Origin of the sequence: Solibacillus sp. R5-41 (assembly GCF_002736105.1) — a bacterium.
Lineage (GTDB): Bacteria > Bacillota > Bacilli > Bacillales_A > Planococcaceae > Solibacillus.
Genome location: NZ_CP024123.1, coordinates 3,305,580 through 3,324,907 on the forward strand (window position 1 = coordinate 3,305,580; position 19,328 = coordinate 3,324,907).

General features: G+C 37.2%; 22 protein-coding genes. 3 read left to right on the forward strand and 19 right to left on the reverse strand.

What is annotated here, in order from left to right:
- Positions 1–81: 81 nt before the first annotated feature.
- The 5 genes from ytpR to CSE16_RS16290 form a co-directional block, all read right to left on the reverse strand.
- Positions 82–696 carry a YtpR family tRNA-binding protein gene (gene ytpR / locus CSE16_RS16270; RefSeq protein WP_099424887.1) on the reverse strand — a complete coding sequence of 205 codons (615 nt, stop codon included), beginning with the start codon at positions 694–696 and terminating at the stop codon, positions 82–84.
- On the reverse strand, positions 696–1,508 hold the full coding sequence (locus CSE16_RS16275; protein ID WP_099424888.1) for a DUF1444 domain-containing protein: 813 nt from the start codon (positions 1,506–1,508) through the stop codon (positions 696–698). Before CSE16_RS16275 ends, ytpR begins: the two co-directional genes overlap by 1 nt.
- 125 nt (positions 1,509–1,633) lie before the next feature.
- Positions 1,634–2,152 carry a hypothetical protein gene (locus CSE16_RS16280; RefSeq protein WP_099424889.1) on the reverse strand — a complete coding sequence of 173 codons (519 nt, stop codon included), beginning with the start codon at positions 2,150–2,152 and terminating at the stop codon, positions 1,634–1,636.
- Positions 2,153–2,320: 168 nt separating this feature from the next.
- A complete protein-coding gene (locus CSE16_RS16285) occupies positions 2,321–2,854 on the reverse strand; it encodes a DUF84 family protein (RefSeq protein ID WP_099424890.1) in 534 nt (177 codons plus the stop codon).
- Positions 2,855–2,961: 107 nt separating this feature from the next.
- A complete protein-coding gene (locus tag CSE16_RS16290; protein ID WP_099424891.1) occupies positions 2,962–4,038 on the reverse strand; it encodes a M42 family metallopeptidase in 1,077 nt (358 codons plus the stop codon).
- A gap of 145 nt (positions 4,039–4,183) precedes the next feature.
- On the opposite strand from CSE16_RS16290, the gene CSE16_RS16295 reads away from it, so the two are divergent.
- The 3 genes from CSE16_RS16295 to CSE16_RS16305 all read left to right on the forward strand — a co-directional run bounded on the left by CSE16_RS16295 (position 4,184) and on the right by CSE16_RS16305 (position 5,543).
- On the forward strand, positions 4,184–4,498 hold the full coding sequence (locus tag CSE16_RS16295; RefSeq protein WP_099424892.1) for a hypothetical protein: 315 nt from the start codon (positions 4,184–4,186) through the stop codon (positions 4,496–4,498).
- Positions 4,499–4,659: 161 nt separating this feature from the next.
- The gene (locus CSE16_RS16300) at positions 4,660–4,863 is read left to right on the forward strand and encodes a helix-turn-helix transcriptional regulator (RefSeq protein ID WP_099424893.1); all 204 of its coding nucleotides are present in this window, start codon (positions 4,660–4,662) and stop codon (positions 4,861–4,863) included.
- Entirely contained in the window at positions 4,863–5,543 is a 681-nt protein-coding gene (locus CSE16_RS16305) for a DUF3169 family protein (RefSeq protein ID WP_099424894.1), read from the forward strand. The genes CSE16_RS16300 and CSE16_RS16305 overlap by 1 nt, the downstream gene beginning before the upstream one ends.
- Positions 5,544–5,624: 81 nt before the next feature.
- Here CSE16_RS16305 and CSE16_RS16310 read toward each other — a convergent pair whose 3' ends face one another.
- The 14 genes from CSE16_RS16310 to CSE16_RS16375 all read right to left on the reverse strand — a co-directional run bounded on the left by CSE16_RS16310 (position 5,625) and on the right by CSE16_RS16375 (position 19,319).
- Positions 5,625–6,491, reverse strand: coding sequence for a YtnP family quorum-quenching lactonase (locus CSE16_RS16310; RefSeq protein ID WP_099424895.1), 867 nt, complete (start codon positions 6,489–6,491; stop codon positions 5,625–5,627).
- Between the two features lie 22 nt (positions 6,492–6,513).
- Positions 6,514–7,164 carry a tRNA (guanosine(46)-N7)-methyltransferase TrmB gene (trmB, locus tag CSE16_RS16315; RefSeq protein WP_099424896.1) on the reverse strand — a complete coding sequence of 217 codons (651 nt, stop codon included), beginning with the start codon at positions 7,162–7,164 and terminating at the stop codon, positions 6,514–6,516.
- A gap of 64 nt (positions 7,165–7,228) precedes the next feature.
- Positions 7,229–8,161 (reverse strand): diacylglycerol/lipid kinase family protein, encoded by a 933-nt coding sequence (locus tag CSE16_RS16320; RefSeq protein WP_099424897.1) that lies wholly within the window; start codon positions 8,159–8,161, stop codon positions 7,229–7,231.
- A gap of 2 nt (positions 8,162–8,163) precedes the next feature.
- Entirely contained in the window at positions 8,164–9,153 is a 990-nt protein-coding gene (locus CSE16_RS16325; protein WP_099424898.1) for a nuclease-related domain-containing protein, read from the reverse strand.
- A gap of 367 nt (positions 9,154–9,520) precedes the next feature.
- A complete protein-coding gene (gene dat, locus CSE16_RS16330) occupies positions 9,521–10,372 on the reverse strand; it encodes a D-amino-acid transaminase (protein ID WP_099424899.1) in 852 nt (283 codons plus the stop codon).
- A 19-nt stretch (positions 10,373–10,391) separates the two neighbouring features.
- Positions 10,392–11,786 (reverse strand): dipeptidase PepV, encoded by a 1,395-nt coding sequence (gene pepV / locus CSE16_RS16335; RefSeq protein ID WP_099424900.1) that lies wholly within the window; start codon positions 11,784–11,786, stop codon positions 10,392–10,394.
- Between the two features lie 187 nt (positions 11,787–11,973).
- On the reverse strand, positions 11,974–13,056 hold the full coding sequence (locus CSE16_RS16340) for a DUF871 domain-containing protein (RefSeq protein WP_099424901.1): 1,083 nt from the start codon (positions 13,054–13,056) through the stop codon (positions 11,974–11,976).
- A gap of 17 nt (positions 13,057–13,073) precedes the next feature.
- A complete protein-coding gene (locus tag CSE16_RS16345; RefSeq protein WP_099424902.1) occupies positions 13,074–14,342 on the reverse strand; it encodes a PTS sugar transporter subunit IIC in 1,269 nt (422 codons plus the stop codon).
- A gap of 40 nt (positions 14,343–14,382) precedes the next feature.
- Positions 14,383–14,694: a PTS lactose/cellobiose transporter subunit IIA gene (locus CSE16_RS16350; RefSeq protein ID WP_216641147.1), complete on the reverse strand. Its 312-nt coding sequence runs from the start codon at positions 14,692–14,694 to the stop codon at positions 14,383–14,385.
- A gap of 27 nt (positions 14,695–14,721) precedes the next feature.
- A complete protein-coding gene (locus CSE16_RS16355; protein WP_099424904.1) occupies positions 14,722–15,033 on the reverse strand; it encodes a PTS sugar transporter subunit IIB in 312 nt (103 codons plus the stop codon).
- Positions 15,034–15,351: 318 nt separating this feature from the next.
- A complete protein-coding gene (gene eis, locus CSE16_RS16360; RefSeq protein ID WP_099424905.1) occupies positions 15,352–16,527 on the reverse strand; it encodes a GNAT family N-acetyltransferase in 1,176 nt (391 codons plus the stop codon).
- A gap of 33 nt (positions 16,528–16,560) precedes the next feature.
- On the reverse strand, positions 16,561–18,270 hold the full coding sequence (gene ptsP, locus CSE16_RS16365; RefSeq protein WP_099424906.1) for a phosphoenolpyruvate--protein phosphotransferase: 1,710 nt from the start codon (positions 18,268–18,270) through the stop codon (positions 16,561–16,563).
- Complete coding sequence (locus CSE16_RS16370) at positions 18,264–18,533, reverse strand: HPr family phosphocarrier protein (RefSeq protein ID WP_099424907.1); 270 nt, start codon at positions 18,531–18,533, stop codon at positions 18,264–18,266. Before CSE16_RS16370 ends, ptsP begins: the two co-directional genes overlap by 7 nt.
- Before the next feature lie 54 nt (positions 18,534–18,587).
- Complete coding sequence (locus tag CSE16_RS16375; RefSeq protein ID WP_099424908.1) at positions 18,588–19,319, reverse strand: GntR family transcriptional regulator; 732 nt, start codon at positions 19,317–19,319, stop codon at positions 18,588–18,590.
- Between the last annotated feature and the right edge of the window lie 9 nt (positions 19,320–19,328).

Genomic DNA, 19,328 nt, shown 5'->3' on the forward strand with positions numbered 1-19,328 from the left:
TGGGCATTGTACGGATGTTTTTCAACATAAAAAAAGTCAGTATGAGCAATAATAAAAACTCATACTGACTTTATATTCAAATTAGCGTGCTAGAACTTCGAACGGACTACCCACTTCTGATGATTCCTCTAGAACTAAAATCCCTTTAACTTCTGGTGCTCCAGGAATAGCTAATTCGCGAGCCGAACAAAGCATACCGAAAGAATCTTCTCCGCGTAAATTTCCTTCTTTAATTAATAAACCAGATGGCATAACCGCGCCTACTTTTGCAACGACTACTTTTTGACCTGCTTCAACATTTGGCGCTCCACATACAATTTGTACTGTTTCATCGCCCACGTTAACTTGGCACACACTTAATTTATCTGCATTTGGATGTTTTTCTTTCGATTGGACATACCCAACAACAAACTTTGGCGAGAAGTCAACATTTAATGAAAGCTCTGCACCGTTTGCTTGAATCGCAGCTTCTAATTTTTCTACAAGCTCAGGCGTTACTTCTACGTTGCCCACGACATCTAACGCAATATATTTACTTGCGTTGAACAAGTTAAATGCTTTTACCTCACCTGTTGCTTCTTCTTTTAAAATGGCTAAATCGCCAATGCGCTCCATTTGTGTTTGTACAATTTCTTCCATCGCGATTTGAACTAATAGAACATCGCCGACATGTTGTTTGTTATAAGCTACTTTCATTAATCTTCTTGCTCCTTTTTCACTTTGTTTTTTGCTAAAATAAAGATAGGTTCGAGATGACCGTTCTCGTAAACAAACGAAAGCGATGTAATTGGAACCGCTCCGACTGTAAAGAAATGCATCGTCATCTGTGCTAATACATCATACCCTACTTCATTGCGAATATCACCAATAATTAACACGTCTTGATGAGGAACAGATACCGTCATTTCCCCTTCTATTTGTTGTGCCATCTCATTTAAAAAGCTTTCATTTAAAATGCGACTCGCATCATAACCATCATTATGATTTAAAAAGTAATACACATTGCCTGAAACTTCATCACGTTTGAAAGAAGTCGGTAATTTTTTTACAGTAAAACGTGCCGCTTCTCGTATTTGATCTTGTGTTATTGTCAATTTCGGCAGCATGGACTCGTCAATCAATCGATACGTAGTGCCTAAATCAAGTGCATAATAAATTCTAGTTTCTGCTGTATGATCTGTCGTAATAAATGTATGTCCTTCATTTGATTTTAAGGGGAATGAAGTCGAACGAATAATTGGATATACTGCAGCAAAGCCCGCAAAGCCCTCTTTTAGTTCACGTTCCATCGCCAAAAACGTTTGTTTAATCGTATAAATAACTTCATCTATTGCTTGATCTTTTTTCGTTTCATATTTTGCTAAAACTTCAGCTAAAGAAATATCCATCCCTTTCTCTAAAACTTTATGATCTAGGCGCAATTTATCTTGCTTCTCATCAAAAGTAAACGAATACGTCGCTTCCCCTAATCGGCTTTTAATTTGCGCGACTAATTGTGGAGATTCCATTTTCATCACTCCTCTACTTTTATGTACCAATAGAAAACGGTCCACCATTGTGAACCGTTCCATTATCGCTATCGTTACTTCATTGTATCAAAAAAGTACCCATAATGCCCTGTTCCTTGCTTGAGTTAATCAATGGTGCGAACAGTTTGCACAATTTCCATCATTTCCTGTAATTTTTGATCGATTTTTTTATTATTAGAAAGAGTAGTTAATTTTACGCCACCGATACTAACAACGAGTTCATATTGATTTTCATCGCGTCTGATTACAGTAGAAAAGCCAAAAACTTCATCAGCCTTATATATTTTTTCTTGCACAATTTCTATATTTGGTTCCTCTTTTAAAATTGTATGATGTAATTGACTATCACCTGGTTCATGGGGATTCACAAATAAAATATAAGAATCCTCACCATTCACTATTGTATAATTTAATTCATCAATCCCTTTTTCAATGCCATAGCCCTTTGGAATATATAGTTCAATATGTCCAATCATTTTATTCGGCTCATTCGGCTTGCTTTCAAAAGTCGTTTTTGCATTTTCTAAGCCAGCTGAAACTTGTTCTTCAACAGACTGATTACATCCAGTAATAAGTAACATTACGATACTTACGAAAAAAACAAGAACCCATTTGCGTTTCATTTTCAATTCCCTCACCTTCACTCTTTTTCTTCTATCATAATTTCTCTTTTTAACTAATTGCAAATTTTGTGATTTGACTAAACCTTTTAGTTTGTTAACTATCAATTTCGACTCAGCTAACTGATGTCTAAATTTTGAAACCTACGAACATTGCATTCATCTTACCAACTATTTTGGTGGGAGTTCTTTGCTAGACGAAAATAAAATTTGTCCAATTAAAAGCTTCACAATATGTTCAAACATCTCTTTGCGATCAATTAATCCATTTGTGAAAATTCCAATTGCGCCTGCATGGTGTCGTATATTCTTTTCATTAGTAAAGACGTCCATGACCGTACCAAGTTCCTTGCCACTACGTAATTCAATGGCTATTTTTTCAGGCAGGGCAAATTGTGCGCCTGAACTTGAAAGGATTGTCCCATCTTTTAAAGCAACCGCTCCCCAATTACAGCAATACATTAAACCGTCTATTTCTTCTACACCGCCCTCTAAGCCAAAACTGATGTCTGCATGTGTTGCAATCAATGCATTTCGCGCGCGATTTATCGCTCCTTGTCTCGTCTCTTCATTCGAAAATGGTTGAATAGATACTTCAGAAGCGACATCCACATGCTCAAATTGAACATTCGAAAAATACTGTGAAACGATGGCTTCTACTGCACCAACTTTTGCCTGATTTTTTGTACCAATTGCAATTTTCATCATTTCATCTCCATTAATTTTATCAATATACTTTCATATGTTTAACTAAAAAAAACAAGAATGTGAGTACACCACATTCTTGTATTATAATGCATACGCTTTTTTTTTTATACGTTTGCTTTAATTGACTCAATTGTAGAACGGTCTGCAGATTGGATAAGCTTTACTAATAATTCTTTTGCTGCAGCGTAGTCATCTACATGGATAATAGAAGCTGCAGTATGAATATAGCGTGAACAGATTCCAATAACAGCTGATGGAATACCGTCATTTTGTGTATGTACACGACCAGCATCTGTTCCACCAGGAGAAACGAAATATTGATATGGAATTTTATTCGATTCAGCTGTATCTAATACAAATTCACGCATTCCGCGATGTGTCACCATAGAACGGTCGAAAATACGTAATAACGGACCTTTTCCTAATTGACCAAATTGATTATTGTCGCCAGATGTATCATTTGCTGGTGAAGCGTCAAGCGCAAAGAATAGATCAGGCTGAATCATATTAGCAGATACAGCCGCGCCACGTAAACCGACTTCTTCCATTACGTTCGCACCTGAATAAATATGACTCTTCACTTCTTGGCCATGTAATTCTTTTAATAATTCAATCGCTAAACCACAACCATAACGGTTATCCCAAGCTTTCGCCATAATTTTTTTCGGATTTGCCATTGGTGTAAATGGACAGATTGGGATAATGGATTGTCCCGCACGTACGCCCATATTGTGCGCGTCCTCTTTCGAATCAGCACCAATATCAATTAACATATTCTTAATGTCCATTGGCTTTGCACGCTCTGCATCTGTTAATAAATGCGGAGGAATCGAAGCAATGACCCCTGGAATTTCACGATCTTTCGCATAAACTGTTACGCGCTGTGCAAGCATCACTTGATTCCACCAGCCACCTAGCGTTTGGAAACGTAGCATCCCATTATCCGTAATAGAAGTTACCATGAACCCGACTTCATCCATATGACCCGCAACTAAAATTTTGGGCGCATTTTCATCCTGCGCTTTTCGAACACCGAAAATCCCACCTAATTGATCTTGAATAATCTCATCTGCGTATGGCGTTAGTTGCTCACGCATAAACTGACGAACTGCTCGTTCATTTCCTGGAGCACCAGGTAATTCTGTTAACGTTTTAAACATCGCAAGTGTATCTTGATTCACTGTAAACACCTCGTAAAATTTGAATTTTTCTCATTATAACATAAATTAAAAGTTTATTTCGTAATTCGAACCTTCTATTTTTTTGTACACCGAAATAACAGTATGTTAAAGTGATAGTAGTTCATTATTTGAGGGGGTTATTTGTATGAAAATGAAAGATTTTGCACTTGGCGTTGTTACGGGACTAGCAGCAGCTGTCATCATTAAGGAAATGAGCGAACGCGTTTCACCTTACTTATCTCCAAATAACATTTTAACTACGATTAAAGACGAATTTAAAAAACAAGCACCAATTGACGGCTCTTGGATTTATATGAAAACAGAGCAATTTAACAATGGCTTTACGGAAACACCTGTCTATCGTGGCGGTATTTCTCGCATGATGGATGGCGAAATGGAAAACTTTGAATTCGCTGCCGATGCCCGTTCTGGCGCCGTTGTTGAATTAAAAAAAGTTTAACTTGAAGTTACTAAAAAAAAATTTATTAATACAAAAATGCCTATCTGACCTAGATCAGTAGGCATTTTATTTTTGGTTTCATTAAAATTTATTAGTCATTATGACAAAAATAATTGTCAAAATGTTTGCTTTAGTTTACATTATTTTCAAGAGGTGAAACGATGAAAACAAGAATAAAGGAATTGCGTGCACGTGATCAATTAAATCAAACCGAATTGGCTAAACGTGCAAAAGTTTCTCGTCAAACAATAAGCCTAATTGAACGCGAAGAACTCGTTCCATCGCTAATAATTGCCGTTAGGATTTCCAAAATATTTAACGAACCAATTGATAACATTTTTATTTTCGAGGAGGATGAATTGTAATGAGAGTATTAAAACAATTAGGCTATGGCGCACTAATCGGGGGGTTTTTAGGGTATGTTCTTTTAGGAGGTTCCTTTACACTTCCGATTTATGATTTTTCAACAGAAACAATGGTCATTTTCGCTATCATTTCGTTCTTTCTATGTATTTTTAGCTTAATTCGCTTAGCTACAATTAAAAAGAAAGCATCACAAACGCTTTATGGAGAGGAGGAAGATTTACGTGATGATTGGCTATACAAGAAATATAGCGATGTATCTTTAGCAAGTTCTACTGCTCTCATTTTAAGCATTGTGATACTTTGCATTGGTGTCATTACAGAAGAGGTTTTCCCACTTATTATTATTTCCTTAATATTAGTATTCTTTAGTTCGATCGTTTCCATTATGACAGGCAATTCCATGCGTTATGTTTATCCAGACCGTAACCTTCCAAACCAAAATGATAAAAATTATATGAACAAACTTTTAGAAGCTGCTGATGAAGGGGAGCGTCATATTATATTAAATGGTCTTTATTCTGCCTATAATTTAATGTATGTTTTACTTATTTTTGCCCTCGTTCTTTTTATGGTGTATTCCGTTTTAACAGGTGAATCACAACTATTTTCTATTTTAGTAATTTCTCTCATACTAATCAGCATTAACGCACAATATATATTTAAAGTTCGCAGTAAGTGATCGGGATTTGTTTTTTTTTGAGGTTTCTATTAACTAAAAAATGTAGAAACGCTTTTATTAACGTTTCTACATTTCTAAGCATTATTTAAATTGAATCATTGCCTCGTTCGTTCGCTTCAAGCTATCAACAATATTCTTACCCGTTACATCCCACTGAATCATTCGGAAGTATGCATCATGGTAAAAAATAAAACGATAGCCATTTTCTAGTGCTTCTTTTAATAACTTTTCCTTTGCAAATACACTTGTCATCGGATAATCATCATAAGCAAGCACCCATAAAGGATTTTGATGTGCATGTGTCGGCATAATATCGGCCATGTGTAATGCCACCTCACCATTTTGCTCAATACGAATAATGGCATGTCCATCACTATGTCCACCTGTATGAATCATTTTTAAACCAGGCGCTACTTCTAGCTCCCCTTCAAATGTCTTCACTAAATGCTGCACAGGCTCCCAATTTTCTTTCCAATACGTGTTTTTCGAACGGATATTTGGATTACGCATTTCATCCCATTCCGTTTGAGTCGTGTGTATTACCGCATTTGGAAACACGGGTACTAACGTATCGCCTACCCATTTTGTTAAACCTCCGGCATGATCGAAATGTAAGTGCGTCATTAAAATCGCATCAATTTGCTCTGGCTTTATGTCGAGTTTTGCCAAGCTTTTTTCGATTGTTGATTCCTCTGAAACGCCGAAGTTACGCAATTGCTTTTCGTTCAACTTTCCTGCGCCTACACCCGAATCTATTAAATAATTTTTCCCCTCATATTGAATTAATATAGGTTCACAAGCTAATTCAATTTGATTTAATTCATTCACTGGGTATTTGCGTGACCATAATGCTCTTGGCACTACCCCAAACATCGCCCCGCCATCAAGTGCTGTAACACCACCGTTTAACCAAGTTAATGTCATGTTGTGAAATACGTAAGAATCCATCCATTTCTCCCCCTTAAAACAATTATTTATTCGATTTAAATTGACATTCCAATCGATAAATCGGCTGACCTAGCGCAGAAAATTTCTCTTCATACTCAGTCATCACATTGTCCTCTGGCATATTGACATGTAAATCTAATGAAACAAAATTTAATGCCATGCCATATTCATTCATACTAACTAATGAATATTCAAAAAGACCACGGTTATCCGTTTTAAAGTGAATTTCACCATTATCAATTAAAACATTTTCATATAATTTCAGGAAGCCCTCATGCGTTAAACGACGCTTTGCATGGCGTATTTTTGGCCAAGGATCCGAGAAATTCAAGTAAACACGACTTACATCGCCTTTCGCAAAAAACTCTTCTAATTTAGCACCATTTACTTTTAATAATCGTAAATTGGCTGGCTTTTCTGCCTCAATAATTTTTTCTAATGCGCACACAATGACGCTGTCGAATAATTCGATACCAATATAGTTAATATCCGGATTTTGCAAAGCCATTCCTAGAACAAATTGACCTTTTCCTGTTCCTACTTCAATATGAACGGGATTTTCATTTCCGAATACTTCACTCCATTTTGTTTTATGTGCTTCTGGGTTTGGAATAACCACATCTGTATGTGCATCGATAAATTCTACTGCCCATGGTTTATGTCTTAATCTCACTAATAAATCCTCATTTCTATGTTGTACATTGCCCATATTATAGCGCAAATTTATAGGTTTCGCTTTAATATTTACTTTTTTTTGCTAGCTTCCATGCTTTTTCTTTTACGACAAGCTTGATTGTATTATGTCCATGCGGCAATGTCTGAATTTCTCCATCCGCATGACCTAAAATCGTTGCATCGTATTTTAAAGTTATCGCATTGCTACTAAATTGGTGAACTTCCTTAAAATTCGTATGTCTTGCAAAGTAAACAGTCATGAAAACAAACAGTAATTTCCATTTTGACAACTCCGAAACGACGGTCACCTCAAGCATGCCGTCAGAAGTATCGGAAGTCGGGGATAAATTCATTCCTCCACCAAAAAATTGTTGATTGCTCACGGTCACAAACCAAACATCTTTAAATCTTTTTTCATACCCGTTATGTAGCACCTTTAAATGAAAAGGCTTAAATGTAAATAATGCATAAATGACAAAAAATGCGTAGCTTATCTTCCCTAGCTTTATCCGATTTAAAAATTTTTTTAGTTGGGATTCATTTGTTAATTTTCCGACAAGTGCATCAAAACCAATGCCAAAATTATTAACAAAGAGCTTCTTTTGCTCGTTAAAATATGCTACACCGTAATCATGAACAGTCACTTCACGTGTTTGAATAAATTGCTCAATTTGCTCGATTGTTTCAAAAATCTCATACCCACGTGCAAAGTCATTTCCTGAACCAGCAGCAATGACACCAATAATAATATGGTCGTACATTCCCGCTCCATTTAATAATTCATGGATCGTTCCATCTCCGCCAATAGCAATCAAGCACACGTTCTCTTGCTCTGTTGTCGCTTGTGCAATTTCTCTCGCAATCTCACTTGTATGTCCAGAATATTTTGTCCAATGTATTTCATATGGTATTTTTAACTGTTGCTCAAACCGTTGCCAAACTTCTTTTCCCTTTCCACCGCCCGCAAATGCATTCACAATAAAGTGTAGCTGCAAATTTAATCCTCTATCTTTTCCGTGTTCCAAATATCACGGTTGAAAGATGTTGTTTGGACCGTTTTTAAAATCGTTTGAGCTGCACGAATTTGCATATGCTTCATTGGGGACACTGATTTTTGTAAATTTTGCATCCATTCAGGAAAATTTCGTTTATCAACAAGTTGAATACCATACATTGTACCTGGATAATCTATATAGCCATTTCGCGTTAATAATACTCTTCTAATTGGAAGTTCAATTCCGTTTTGCATAAATAATTGCTCGACCACTTTTTCCATGCGATTTAATTGGATGAGCGGGTTTAATACTTTTTTATCAACTTTCCCCACTTTTTTTACCCAAAAACGTTCGCTCGTTCCTACATATACTGCTTGATCTTCTTGTTCTAATAACGTCACACATATACATTCTGTTGGTGTCATTATCATAATATCTAATTCAATTGGCGCCTTTTTGACACGCAAAATCGGAAAATAAAACAGAAGATACGTATCGGGCAATGTTTGAAGCATCGCACGCAGTAATGTATCACGCATATATTTTGGATCCACATAGGATTTTTCACGTAATGTCGAACTCGCCCACTTCATTTGAAAATGGAAAAATTGGTCAATAAACATTCGCTTTAATTCTTCTATTGTTTTCGGTGCATATACAATATTCGGTTCAAACATTAAAGTTGAGCTTTCCTCAGGAATTTCGTCTTCATTTAATAACAATTCATTTGAACTATCTACATTTTCACTATCCGATTTATCGTCTTTCACCTTATTAAATGAAAAAAGCTTTTGGAAAATGGAAGACTTTTTCGGTTCTTCTACTTCCGTATCCAATTCTTGCTCCCAACGCTCAATAATTTCGCCTGATTGCCACTGGTATTTTACCCGTTCCCATTGGTTTTGTTTTAAGCGAATAAATTGCGTCGGATAACGGGTCAAGTCCTTTTCATAGCGTGAAATATAATCTTGAAGTTTTACTAACTGAGCCATAATGATCTACTCCCTATTTATATCTAGTTGTCATTGCTTCATATTTTACAGGTTATTGACCGAAAAAAATAGAGAATTGCTAAATTGCAATTCTCTATTTACTAAATCAATTACGCCTCGGCGTAATTGCGTCCAGATTTTGAATTGTGCTTAGGCCCGCACGATGCAGGTCAGTTAGCCGTTGTCACATGGATGCGACGAACTTAGGATAACATCCTAATATTAATTTCCTTCAAAATTTGTGACATCCGCCTGAGGCAATATCTTCATTCAGTGAGCGTTTGAACACCTTTTGATAAAAGTTTAAAACTGCATTCATCCTACCACCTATTGAAATGAGCATTTTCTACTGAATGAAGATTAGTGATTATGCGCGAATACCTTTTGGAATTTTCGTATCAAATTGTGCTTGTAATTTACGTGTCCATTCACCCGGTTTACCCGCACCAATTACTGTTCCATCTATATCGATAATTGGCGTTACTTCTGAAGTTGTTGATGAAACAATCACTTCATCCATTGCAAGAAGTTGAGTTTTAGTCATTGCTTCTTCCTTCACCGGTAAGCCAATTTCAGCTGCACATTTAATAATTACTTGGCGAGTAATACCGTTTAAGATGAAGTTATTCGCTGGATGTGTGTATAAAATACCATCTTTAATTCCATAAATATTTGAAGAAGACCCTTCTGTTACGATTTCATCACGATGTAAAACCGCTTCATAGCATCCTTTTTCATGAGCTTCTTGTTTCGCAAGAACCGCACCAAGTAAATTTAATGATTTAATGTCACAGCGTAACCAACGAATGTCTTCTACAAATGTTGCTTTCACACCGTTTTCAAAGTTTGCAACGGGACGTGGATTTTCCTTGGTATTACCTGTTAATACTGGCTTCACTTCATCACCAGGGAAAATATGATTACGAGGGCCAGCACCACGCGTAATTTGGAAATAAATATGCCCTGTTTCAACTTTATTCATTTCAACTAACTGATGCAATAATTGATGCAATTTGTCTTTCGTATAAGGAATCGTAACGCGAATTTTTTCAGCGCTCGCGTAAAAACGATCGACATGCTCCTCTGCTGTAAATAATTCACCGTTATATACTTTTACAACTTCATAAACACCATCGCCAAATTGATAGCCACGGTCCTCCTTATCAACTACTACTTTTTCATCATTTACGATTTGGTCATTCCATAAGCTATAACTCATTTTTATCATCCTTTATTAATTATTTACTTGCTAATTTTACAATTGCTTCTGCATAAATCGCAGCCGCTTTTACTAAGTTTTCAATGACAACGAATTCATCTGCTTGATGCGCCACGTCAGGCTCGCCAGGAAAGAGCATTCCAAAGGCAACGCCCTTTTTCATAACGCGGGCATACGTTCCACCACCAGTAGATAGTGGCTTTGAGAAGTCCCCACTATACTTTTGGTACACTTCCAGTAGCGTTTGAACAAACTCGTCATCTTCACTAACATAATGTGGCTTTGAATTCCCTACGACATCTAATGTAAACGGCTGCTCTTGCAACATTTTTTGTGCAGATGTTATTTTTTGTTCAAAAGGGTACGAGACAGAATAACGCATGCTTACTTCAACAAAACCGCCATTTCTATCAAATTTCACAACACCTGGATTCAACGTAGTAGGACCCGACATGGCATCTTCAAAGTTTAATTGCAGCATAGAGCCGGTATGATCTCCATCAAAAAGTTGGACAATAAATTTGATAAATGCGGCATCTTGTCCTTCGACTAAAACAGCTTTTAAAAACTTTGCTAAATAAACTGCAGCATTTCGCCCTTTTTCTGGCTCCATTGCATGGGCAGATTTCCCTTTAATCGTTATTATAATCCCTTCATCCGACTCAATGAAAGACCCATCTATACGATTATCTGCTAAAAATAGCTCAAAATTCTCTTTTGTATCTTTTTGTACCGCTTTTAATTTTGCAGTTGCTTGTTCCGGAACCATATTTATTCGCTTTCCTGCTTCAAATGTAATGAGCTGTTCTTGTCCCGTTTTTTCAGCATTTAAACTAAACACTAGATGAGCAATTCCTTTTTCAGCATTTATTAACGGAAAATCCGCGTCCGGTGCAAAGCCAACAGTTGGCATCTCCTCTTGTTCAAAATAGCGCTTCACACAACGGAAGCCACTTTCCTCATCTGAACCAATAATCATGCGCACACGTTTCGTTAATTGGATGCCTTCATCTTGAATCATCTTCATCGCAAGCCACGCCGCCATCGTTGGCCCTTTATCATCAATTGCACCACGACCAAAAAGTTTTCCACCTTCAACCTGCCCTGCAAATGGAGGATAAGTCCATGTGGCTACGTCTCCAGCTGGCACAACATCTACATGGCAAAGCACACCGATTAACTCTTCGCCCTCACCCATTTCAATATGTCCTGCCATATGGTCTACATCTTTTGTTTTCATGCCGTACTGATGCCCTTTTGCTAGCATAAAATCAAGCGCTGCACGCGGACCAGGTCCAAATGGCGTCTCTTTAGACTTATGCTGTTCATCTAATATACTTTCAATTTGAATCAGTTGTTGTAATTCTTTTACGAGTTCCTCTTGCCTCATTTCGGCAATTTTCAACCAGTCCATCAAAGCACCTCACCTTTTCATTATGACAATCTCAAACACTCATTTTACATAGATTTTTACAATTCCTACTTATCATACTACTTGGAACAATAATGAGTCCATTGCTACGTAATTTGGCAAAAGGTATTGTTTTAAAAACGAAAAAAAGGACCGAGCAATGAATGCCCAACCCCCTCGATTTTACCTTCTACTTAACAAGTCTAAACGATTGCCACGGTTTAATTTGATGGAGTAAAAATTTTTCCTCCTCTACAATTGTTCCCACAATGTTTGTTGTCCTTTCATTCGGCATTTCTTTTAGGACAATTTGCAGCTCCCCTTTATACCGAATATCTTCATTATTATCGATTGTCACATCGCCGAATCGTAATGGTTCAACCGTGTGTGCCGGAAAGCTTTCCTGTTTAAATTTTACGCGTGATTGCGTGCTGCGAATCATATATTCTGATACATCCCCACGACTAAAGTGATGTTCATCAAAAACAATTTTTTCCTCTACAGAAGTAATGTCTGCTACCGGGAGGACCTGTAGTTCTAGTTTTTGACGATTTAGTTGACCAAGTGCTTGTAGCTCCTGCTCAGAGGCAAACATATTACCAATAATTAAATCGTCTATTAAACCGGTATTCCACAAATCCTTTGCTTGTACAGTAATCGGTAAATCACGGTGTTCCTCTAATGTAGGGAGCCCGTGCAACGTCTCTTCCCATGGTCCAAACTTTCCGTGTTGCGAACTAATCATCGCAGCCGTTCGAATATGTTGCGCTTTAAATTGTTGAGATGTTGTCAAAAAATGCTGACGAGAAAGTGCTGTATATTTTCTTGGATAAAAGTTGTGACAGCCTAATAAATTTTCACGATTTGCTTCGTAGGACAAAATCGTTTCAACATATTTAGTTCCGTTGCTCATATTTAATTCTACTTTAATATTGCTTTCATCAAGAGACATAAACGCCTCCTCTTGCCCGCTAAAGCCCATATCGAGACGCAATGCCGATAGATGAAATTGCTCTTTAAAATAACCAGCATCACGATATGTTTTGCCTAATTCCTGAAACACTGATGGTGCAATATCTGCGGAAATATTAAAACCTAATTTTTTTGCAAATGCATTGACTTGCTGTAGCTTGTTCAGTTCCTGTTCATTTGTTAATGACATTAAGCATGTAAACATTCGATCAAAGCCATTACTATGCGCAAGCTGAATATAGGCTTGCAGTTCTTCTACTGTGCTATGCTGCGGATAAACAGCAATTCCAAGCCTTCTCATTGCAATACCTCCATACATTAATTCACGTTTTGCTCATTATTTTTCGCCATACGATTCGCCATCGCGATAAATGGTAAATAAATTAATACCGAAATGACAAGGAGCACTAAACTTAATACCGCGCCACTCCAATGTTGCGTTACTAAAAAGCCGTTTATAACAGGAGGGATTGTCCAAGGTATAACAGCAATTGCTGCAGGTACAAGGCCCAATTTTGTAGCGAAATAAGCGATTGATACATTGACCATCGGCGTTAAAATAAACGGAATGAATAAAATTGGATTTAATACAATCGGAAGTCCGAATAGTAATGGTTCATTAATATTAAATAAACCTGGTCCCGCTGAAAGTTTTCCGACGGTGCTATATTGCTTGTTCTTTCTTGCAAATATGAATATTGCGATAATTAATGCGATTGTTGTTCCTGAACCGCCCATATTAACAAATGCATCAAAGAATGGCTTGTTAATAATATACGGTGCTGTTTCTCCCGCTTGTAGTGCTGCTACGTTCTTAGCAATCGCGTCTGCATTAATCGTTTGCATGAAAGGCTCAATAATATTTGCACCGTGCACACCTAATGTCCATAAAAACGCAGGGATAAACGCGATGATTAATCCTGCTGTCCAAGTGTTTGTTAAGCCCATGAACGGCTCTTGTACTGTCGAATAAAACGAACCAATAATATCAGGTATTTCCAACCCTACCGAAATCAATGTTCGAACGAGAGCAAAAATACTGATTGTAATAATTACTGGAAATAATGCCGCAAATGATTTTGATACTGCTGGTGGTACACCATCTGGCATTTTAATTATTAGTTTACTATTTCCAGATAATCGGCAAAATATCTCAGAAGCAAGTAATGAAACAATAATGGCAATAAATATTCCGCCTGTACCTGTTGTTAGCCCTGACAATCCACCATCACCGAATGTACCGAATGTCATGTAAGCCGCGAGTCCCATCACCCCTGCGGATAGTGCATCTTTGCCATAGCCCTTTGCTAAATTATAGGCAATTGTAAATGCCAGTAAGATGGACAGCACTGCGAAGGTAGCATTCCATATATTCCCTCCCCACTGCTTCCAATTTCCCTCACCAAAAATGGCGTTCATCGTGTTTTGATAAAAATCAATTGGCAAACTGTTAACTAATACTGCAAGTGATCCCGCAATTGTCAGTGGCATAATTGCGATAAAGCCATCTCGAATGGCAATTAAATGACGCTGGTTCCCAATTCTTGCTGCTACGGGTACAAATTTTTCTTCTAAAAATTTGAACATAACAACCAATCCCCTTTGTTTTTATAAGATGCATCTAAAATTAGATGGTATTTCCTTCAAAACGTTCATACAGCTCAATCATTTCAATTGCCAAATCTCTAAATGTAATCGCGTTCATTAAATGATCTTGTGCATGTATCAACAACATCGTCAGTTCTACTTTTTCCCCATTTGCCTCTATTGTAAGTAGCCCTGTTTGCGAATGATGTGCTTCAATTAACGCTTCATTCGCTAGTGCAATTTTTTCTTTTGCCTCGCTAAGATTCCCTGCTTTTGCAAGTTGTAACGCTTCCATACATTCACTTTTCGTATTCCCACTGTGGATGATTAACCCCATCACTGCTTGTAACATTTCATTTTGCTCCACCGTCAAAACCCCTTATCCAATAAGCTGTAATGCGTGATTTAATACTTTATCACCATTCATCATGCCGTAATCAACCATCGCAATTGTATCAATCGGAATATTGTAATCTTTATACTTCGCTTCAAAAGTAGATTTTAAATAACGAACTTGTGGACCTAGCAATAAAACATGGACATCTTCACTCGCTAAAACCTTGTCCACCTCATTTTCAGCAACTGCGAAAATATGAGCTTCTACATTTTTTTCCTGCGCTACTTTTTGCATTTTTGAAACAAGTAAACTAGTACTCATACCTGCAACACAAACTAACATAATATTCTTCATTTAACACACCCCTGTTCTAAAGATTTTCTTCTGTTTCCATCTCATGAAATCGCTTTCTTAAAGTGAGAATAGCATCTGTCGGTCTATACCACAATATGTTTTTTACAGAATATTTATTAATTACCATTTACTTGAATGTGCGGTCTATAACGGAATTGCAATGAAATTAACCTTTCTTGAAAAACTGGTATAGTCCAGAAAAAAATCCAAAAAAAATTTTATCAATTACGTCGAGATTTTTTTCGAGCTTGCTCGAAATACTCCGCTAAAAATCTGTGACTTCCGCCGGCTGCATTAACTTGATTCATCTGATGCAAGTTAAAAGTACTCGTAAAAAGTAGGTGCTTGAGACGGAATAGCCCTTTCCCAATGATGAATAATTTCCTCTTTACACGTAACATTTGTTAAATATACTAAACGTTCCATAGTAATATACCCAAGTAGCAATGCAGACAAGTGATTAATTGTTAGCATTAATATATGCTCCTTATTCACATTTTCTTCACTGTCTTTCGTAATTTTTCCACATTTATTTATTTCATAAAGTGCTTCATTCCACTCGCAAAATGGATCGGTAATTTGCACATATAAATTCACTTCAACCGCTCGCCAATTGTATAGCTGCAAAAACTTTTCCACATCAACAATTCGAGCCATTACATCACGCGTCAGTTCACGCTTATATTGAGGCTCTTGGAATAGGAAGCCCATCTGCTCCTTGACCGAAGTAATACCGCATATTTTTTCTACACTTGCTGCATGAGCGGTCATAAAACGCCATAAAGCTTTATGGGCAGAATAGTTTTTTACAATAAAGTCTTGCACGTCAAATGTTAATTGATTGATCGTATAACGAATATAGCCGATCACTTCTTGCTGTTCGTAAACAACAGCAAAATGGCTCGTTGGTTGGCGTCGTTCGATTCGCTTCCACCAAGCTAAATCACGTAACATGGCACCGTTTTTCTTCGCGCACATCGTATTATGAAACCGTTGTACATCGTAAAAAAGCTGTCCGTCTATTACTGAAAAGCTAAAACGTTTGACCTCATCTAGTTGCTTACCAAAGTCAGGAAATGTGGTGCGTGGTACTGTATAGTGAACTTTATCAACAAAAAGTTCCCAGCCAAAGTACCGATAAAAAGAAACAGAAAATGGTGCTAACACTGAAACAAGCTGCCCTTGTTGACGCATGCTTTCTAATGCTCTTTGTATTAATTGTTTCATTACGCCCTTATTTCGATGCTCTGGATACGTTGCAACAAAGCCAATTCCCCCCATCGGCATATTCACTTCATGCACAGTCATATTTAACGGAAGCACTAATAATTGACCGATTATTTGGTTTTGTTCATATGCACCAAGCGTTGTACTATTTGCTACCCAATATTGAAAATCCGCTTTTTTGTCGCCATCATAAACCGTCGGAAAGCTATAATCACGTAATCGATAAATTTGTTCATAATCAGAAGGTGGTACTTTTTTGATTTCCAAAATGTTTCATCACCTTTCATTAACAAGCAATAATTATTTTAGTATATCTATTACCACCTGCTCTACTTGCTGTGCAGTGGATAGTTGTAGTAATTTTTGGACATGTGGAACAAGCAGCTCTTTACTCAAAGTCGCGAGCTGACTACGTACAGTTAAAATCGATGAAGCACTCATTGAAAACTCGTCTAAACCGAGTGCAAGTAAAATTGGAATGGCTACCTTATCCCCTGCCATTTCACCGCACATCCCTACCCACTTACCTTCTGCATGGCCCGCATCAATAATCATTTTTACTAAACGTAAAATGGCTGGATGATAAGGCTGATATAAGTACGATACATTTTCATTCATGCGATCCGCAGCCAATGTGTATTGAATTAAATCATTTGTGCCAATTGATAAAAAATCTGCTTCTTTCGCAAATAAATCCGCAATAATTGCAGCTGATGGAATTTCAATCATCAGACCGATTTCTATTTCTGTTGATATTGGAACGTCCGTTAATAGTAGCTTTTCTTTTTCTTCTTCTAAAATCGTCTTAGCCATACGAAACTCTTCTAACGTGGCAATCATCGGAAACATAACTTTTAAATTGCCATAAACACTCGCGCGCAGCAATGCTCGTAATTGAATACGGAATAGCTCTTGATGATCCAAACAAAGTCGAATAGCGCGATAGCCTAAAAAGGGATTCATCTCATGTGGTAAGTTTAAATAAGGTAAGTTTTTATCCCCACCAATATCCAATGTACGAACAACGACAGGCTTACCATTTAGCGCCTCTAAAACCTCTTTATACGCTGTAAATTGCTCTTCCTCACTTGGCAAATCTAGTCGGTCCATATAGAGAAATTCTGTTCTAAAAAGACCAATGCCCTCACCACCAGCAGCTAGGACAGATGCGACATCTTGTGGCTTACCAATATTCCCTGCAAGCTCAACGGAATAGCCATCTTTTGATATACTTTTTAATTCACTATATTTCGCTAATTGTTGCTTGAATTGCTTGTTTTCTTCTTCTACTTTTTTGTATTGGGCAATCTGCTCGTTATTCGGTTGAATAAAAATTTCTCCCGTGGAACCATCAATAATTAAAGGTTCTCCATGTTTAATATCCATTGTCGCACTTTTAGCACCAACTACCGCTGGGATGCCCATCGTCCTTGCCAGAATAGCAGTATGCGATGTTTTCCCTCCGATATCTGTGATGAATCCCTTTACAAAAGTTGGATCCAACTGTGTTGTCATCGACGGCGTTAAATCCTTTGCTACAATAATGACGGCTTCGTTAATACGACTATAATCTGGCAACTCCACACCTAACAGATGAGCCATTACCCGTTTTGATACATCGCGAATATCCGCAGCACGTTCTTTCATATAGTCATTATCCATTCCTTCAAACATTTGAATGAAAAATTGCACCGTTTCATCTAATGCATGCTCAGCATTCATTCCACTTTGAATTTTTTGCGCCACCCCAACGAATAGTTCTGGATCTTGTAAAACAAGTAAATGTGCGCCAAAAATAGCCCCTTTATCTTCACCATATTTTTGTGTTGCAGCAGCTTGCATGCGTTCAATTTCTATTTTTGAATGCTCGATTGCTTCATTTAGCCGCATAATTTCTGCATCATTATTTTGAATCGTTATTTTGGAAAAGGACAAATCGGGCTCTACTAAACAATAACCCTTTGCAATGGCAACACCGTTCGAAACTGGGATTCCCTTTAATGCTAGCATTCTTCTCCAATTCCCTTCGTCGCAATAACATCGCTAATTGCTTGCAATGCCTCTGCTTCATCGCTCCCTTGCGTAGAAATAACAATCGTACTTCCAGGAGCAACACCTTGTGCCATAACACCTATAATTGATTTTAAGTTTGCTGTTTTTTCTTTAAAATGCAATGTAATGTCCGCTTTAAATGGTGTAGCCGCTGATACAAGCAATGCAGCCGGTCTTGCATGAAGTCCTTCTGGCGCAGTAATTTTAAACATTTTTTCCATTTTTCATACCCCCATTTATTTAAATTAAATTCATACTCATATTTTTATATCTATTTATCTTTTAATCTCACTTATAAATTTATAGCTATCCGCTCGATACGTACTTTCTACCACTTCAAATGGGAAGCCGTCGCTAAAGTAACTGATCCGCTTAATATTTAAAACAGCGGAAGTTGGGTTTATTTTTAAATGTTTACTTTCATCTTTTGTCACAAGGGAAGCCTCTATTTGCTGTACTGCATTGCCAATTTTTTGTTGAAACTTCCCTTCAATTAGCGCATATATAGAGCCCAATACTTTTTGTTCATCCAAATCTGGCAATAATCTTACAGGTATATAGGCGTGCTCGATGCCCATTGGTTTATTATCGGCACTTCGAATACGGACAATGTAAAAAACCTCCACCCCTGGCTCTAAAAATAAATCATTTGCTATATCGAGCGAAGGGATTATTTTTTCAAACCGCAATACTTTGCTGCTTGGTTTCATACCTCGTGCTAGCATATCCTCTGAAAAACTCCGAAGACCTGTTAGTGGCTGCTCTAATTTTGGATTGGCTACATAAGTCCCTCGCCCTTTTTCACGATATAATAGACCACTATTAACCAAGTTTGTGATTGCTTGTCTAACGGTCATTCGGCTTACATCAAATTGAACCGAAAGCTCTCGTTCAGAAGGGATATTTTCACCAATTTTATAACTCTTTGAATAAATGCTTTGCTTTAAAATCTCTTCTATTTGCCCATAAATTGGGATTCTAGAATTTTTATCAATTTTTGTATGCATCTTTAATAC

Coding starts and splice junctions, on each gene's coding strand:
- ytpR (WP_099424887.1), bottom strand. CDS start 696: ATGAAAGTAGCTTATAACAAACAACATGTCGGCGATGTTCTATTAGTT.
- CSE16_RS16350 (WP_216641147.1), bottom strand. CDS start 14,694: ATGTTACAAGCAGTGATGGGGTTAATCATCCACAGTGGGAATACGAAA.
- CSE16_RS16275 (WP_099424888.1), bottom strand. CDS start 1,508: ATGGAATCTCCACAATTAGTCGCGCAAATTAAAAGCCGATTAGGGGAA.
- pepV (WP_099424900.1), bottom strand. CDS start 11,786: ATGGACTGGTTGAAAATTGCCGAAATGAGGCAAGAGGAACTCGTAAAA.
- CSE16_RS16340 (WP_099424901.1), bottom strand. CDS start 13,056: ATGAGAAGGCTTGGAATTGCTGTTTATCCGCAGCATAGCACAGTAGAA.
- dat (WP_099424899.1), bottom strand. CDS start 10,372: ATGAGTTATAGCTTATGGAATGACCAAATCGTAAATGATGAAAAAGTA.
- CSE16_RS16300 (WP_099424893.1), top strand. CDS start 4,660: ATGAAAACAAGAATAAAGGAATTGCGTGCACGTGATCAATTAAATCAA.
- CSE16_RS16280 (WP_099424889.1), bottom strand. CDS start 2,152: ATGAAACGCAAATGGGTTCTTGTTTTTTTCGTAAGTATCGTAATGTTA.
- CSE16_RS16310 (WP_099424895.1), bottom strand. CDS start 6,491: ATGGATTCTTACGTATTTCACAACATGACATTAACTTGGTTAAACGGT.
- CSE16_RS16305 (WP_099424894.1), top strand. CDS start 4,863: ATGAGAGTATTAAAACAATTAGGCTATGGCGCACTAATCGGGGGGTTT.
- CSE16_RS16370 (WP_099424907.1), bottom strand. CDS start 18,533: ATGGAAAAAATGTTTAAAATTACTGCGCCAGAAGGACTTCATGCAAGA.
- CSE16_RS16375 (WP_099424908.1), bottom strand. CDS start 19,319: ATGCATACAAAAATTGATAAAAATTCTAGAATCCCAATTTATGGGCAA.
- CSE16_RS16355 (WP_099424904.1), bottom strand. CDS start 15,033: ATGAAGAATATTATGTTAGTTTGTGTTGCAGGTATGAGTACTAGTTTA.
- ptsP (WP_099424906.1), bottom strand. CDS start 18,270: ATGCTAGCATTAAAGGGAATCCCAGTTTCGAACGGTGTTGCCATTGCA.
- CSE16_RS16295 (WP_099424892.1), top strand. CDS start 4,184: ATGAAAATGAAAGATTTTGCACTTGGCGTTGTTACGGGACTAGCAGCA.
- CSE16_RS16285 (WP_099424890.1), bottom strand. CDS start 2,854: ATGAAAATTGCAATTGGTACAAAAAATCAGGCAAAAGTTGGTGCAGTA.
- CSE16_RS16325 (WP_099424898.1), bottom strand. CDS start 9,153: ATGGCTCAGTTAGTAAAACTTCAAGATTATATTTCACGCTATGAAAAG.
- CSE16_RS16345 (WP_099424902.1), bottom strand. CDS start 14,342: ATGTTCAAATTTTTAGAAGAAAAATTTGTACCCGTAGCAGCAAGAATT.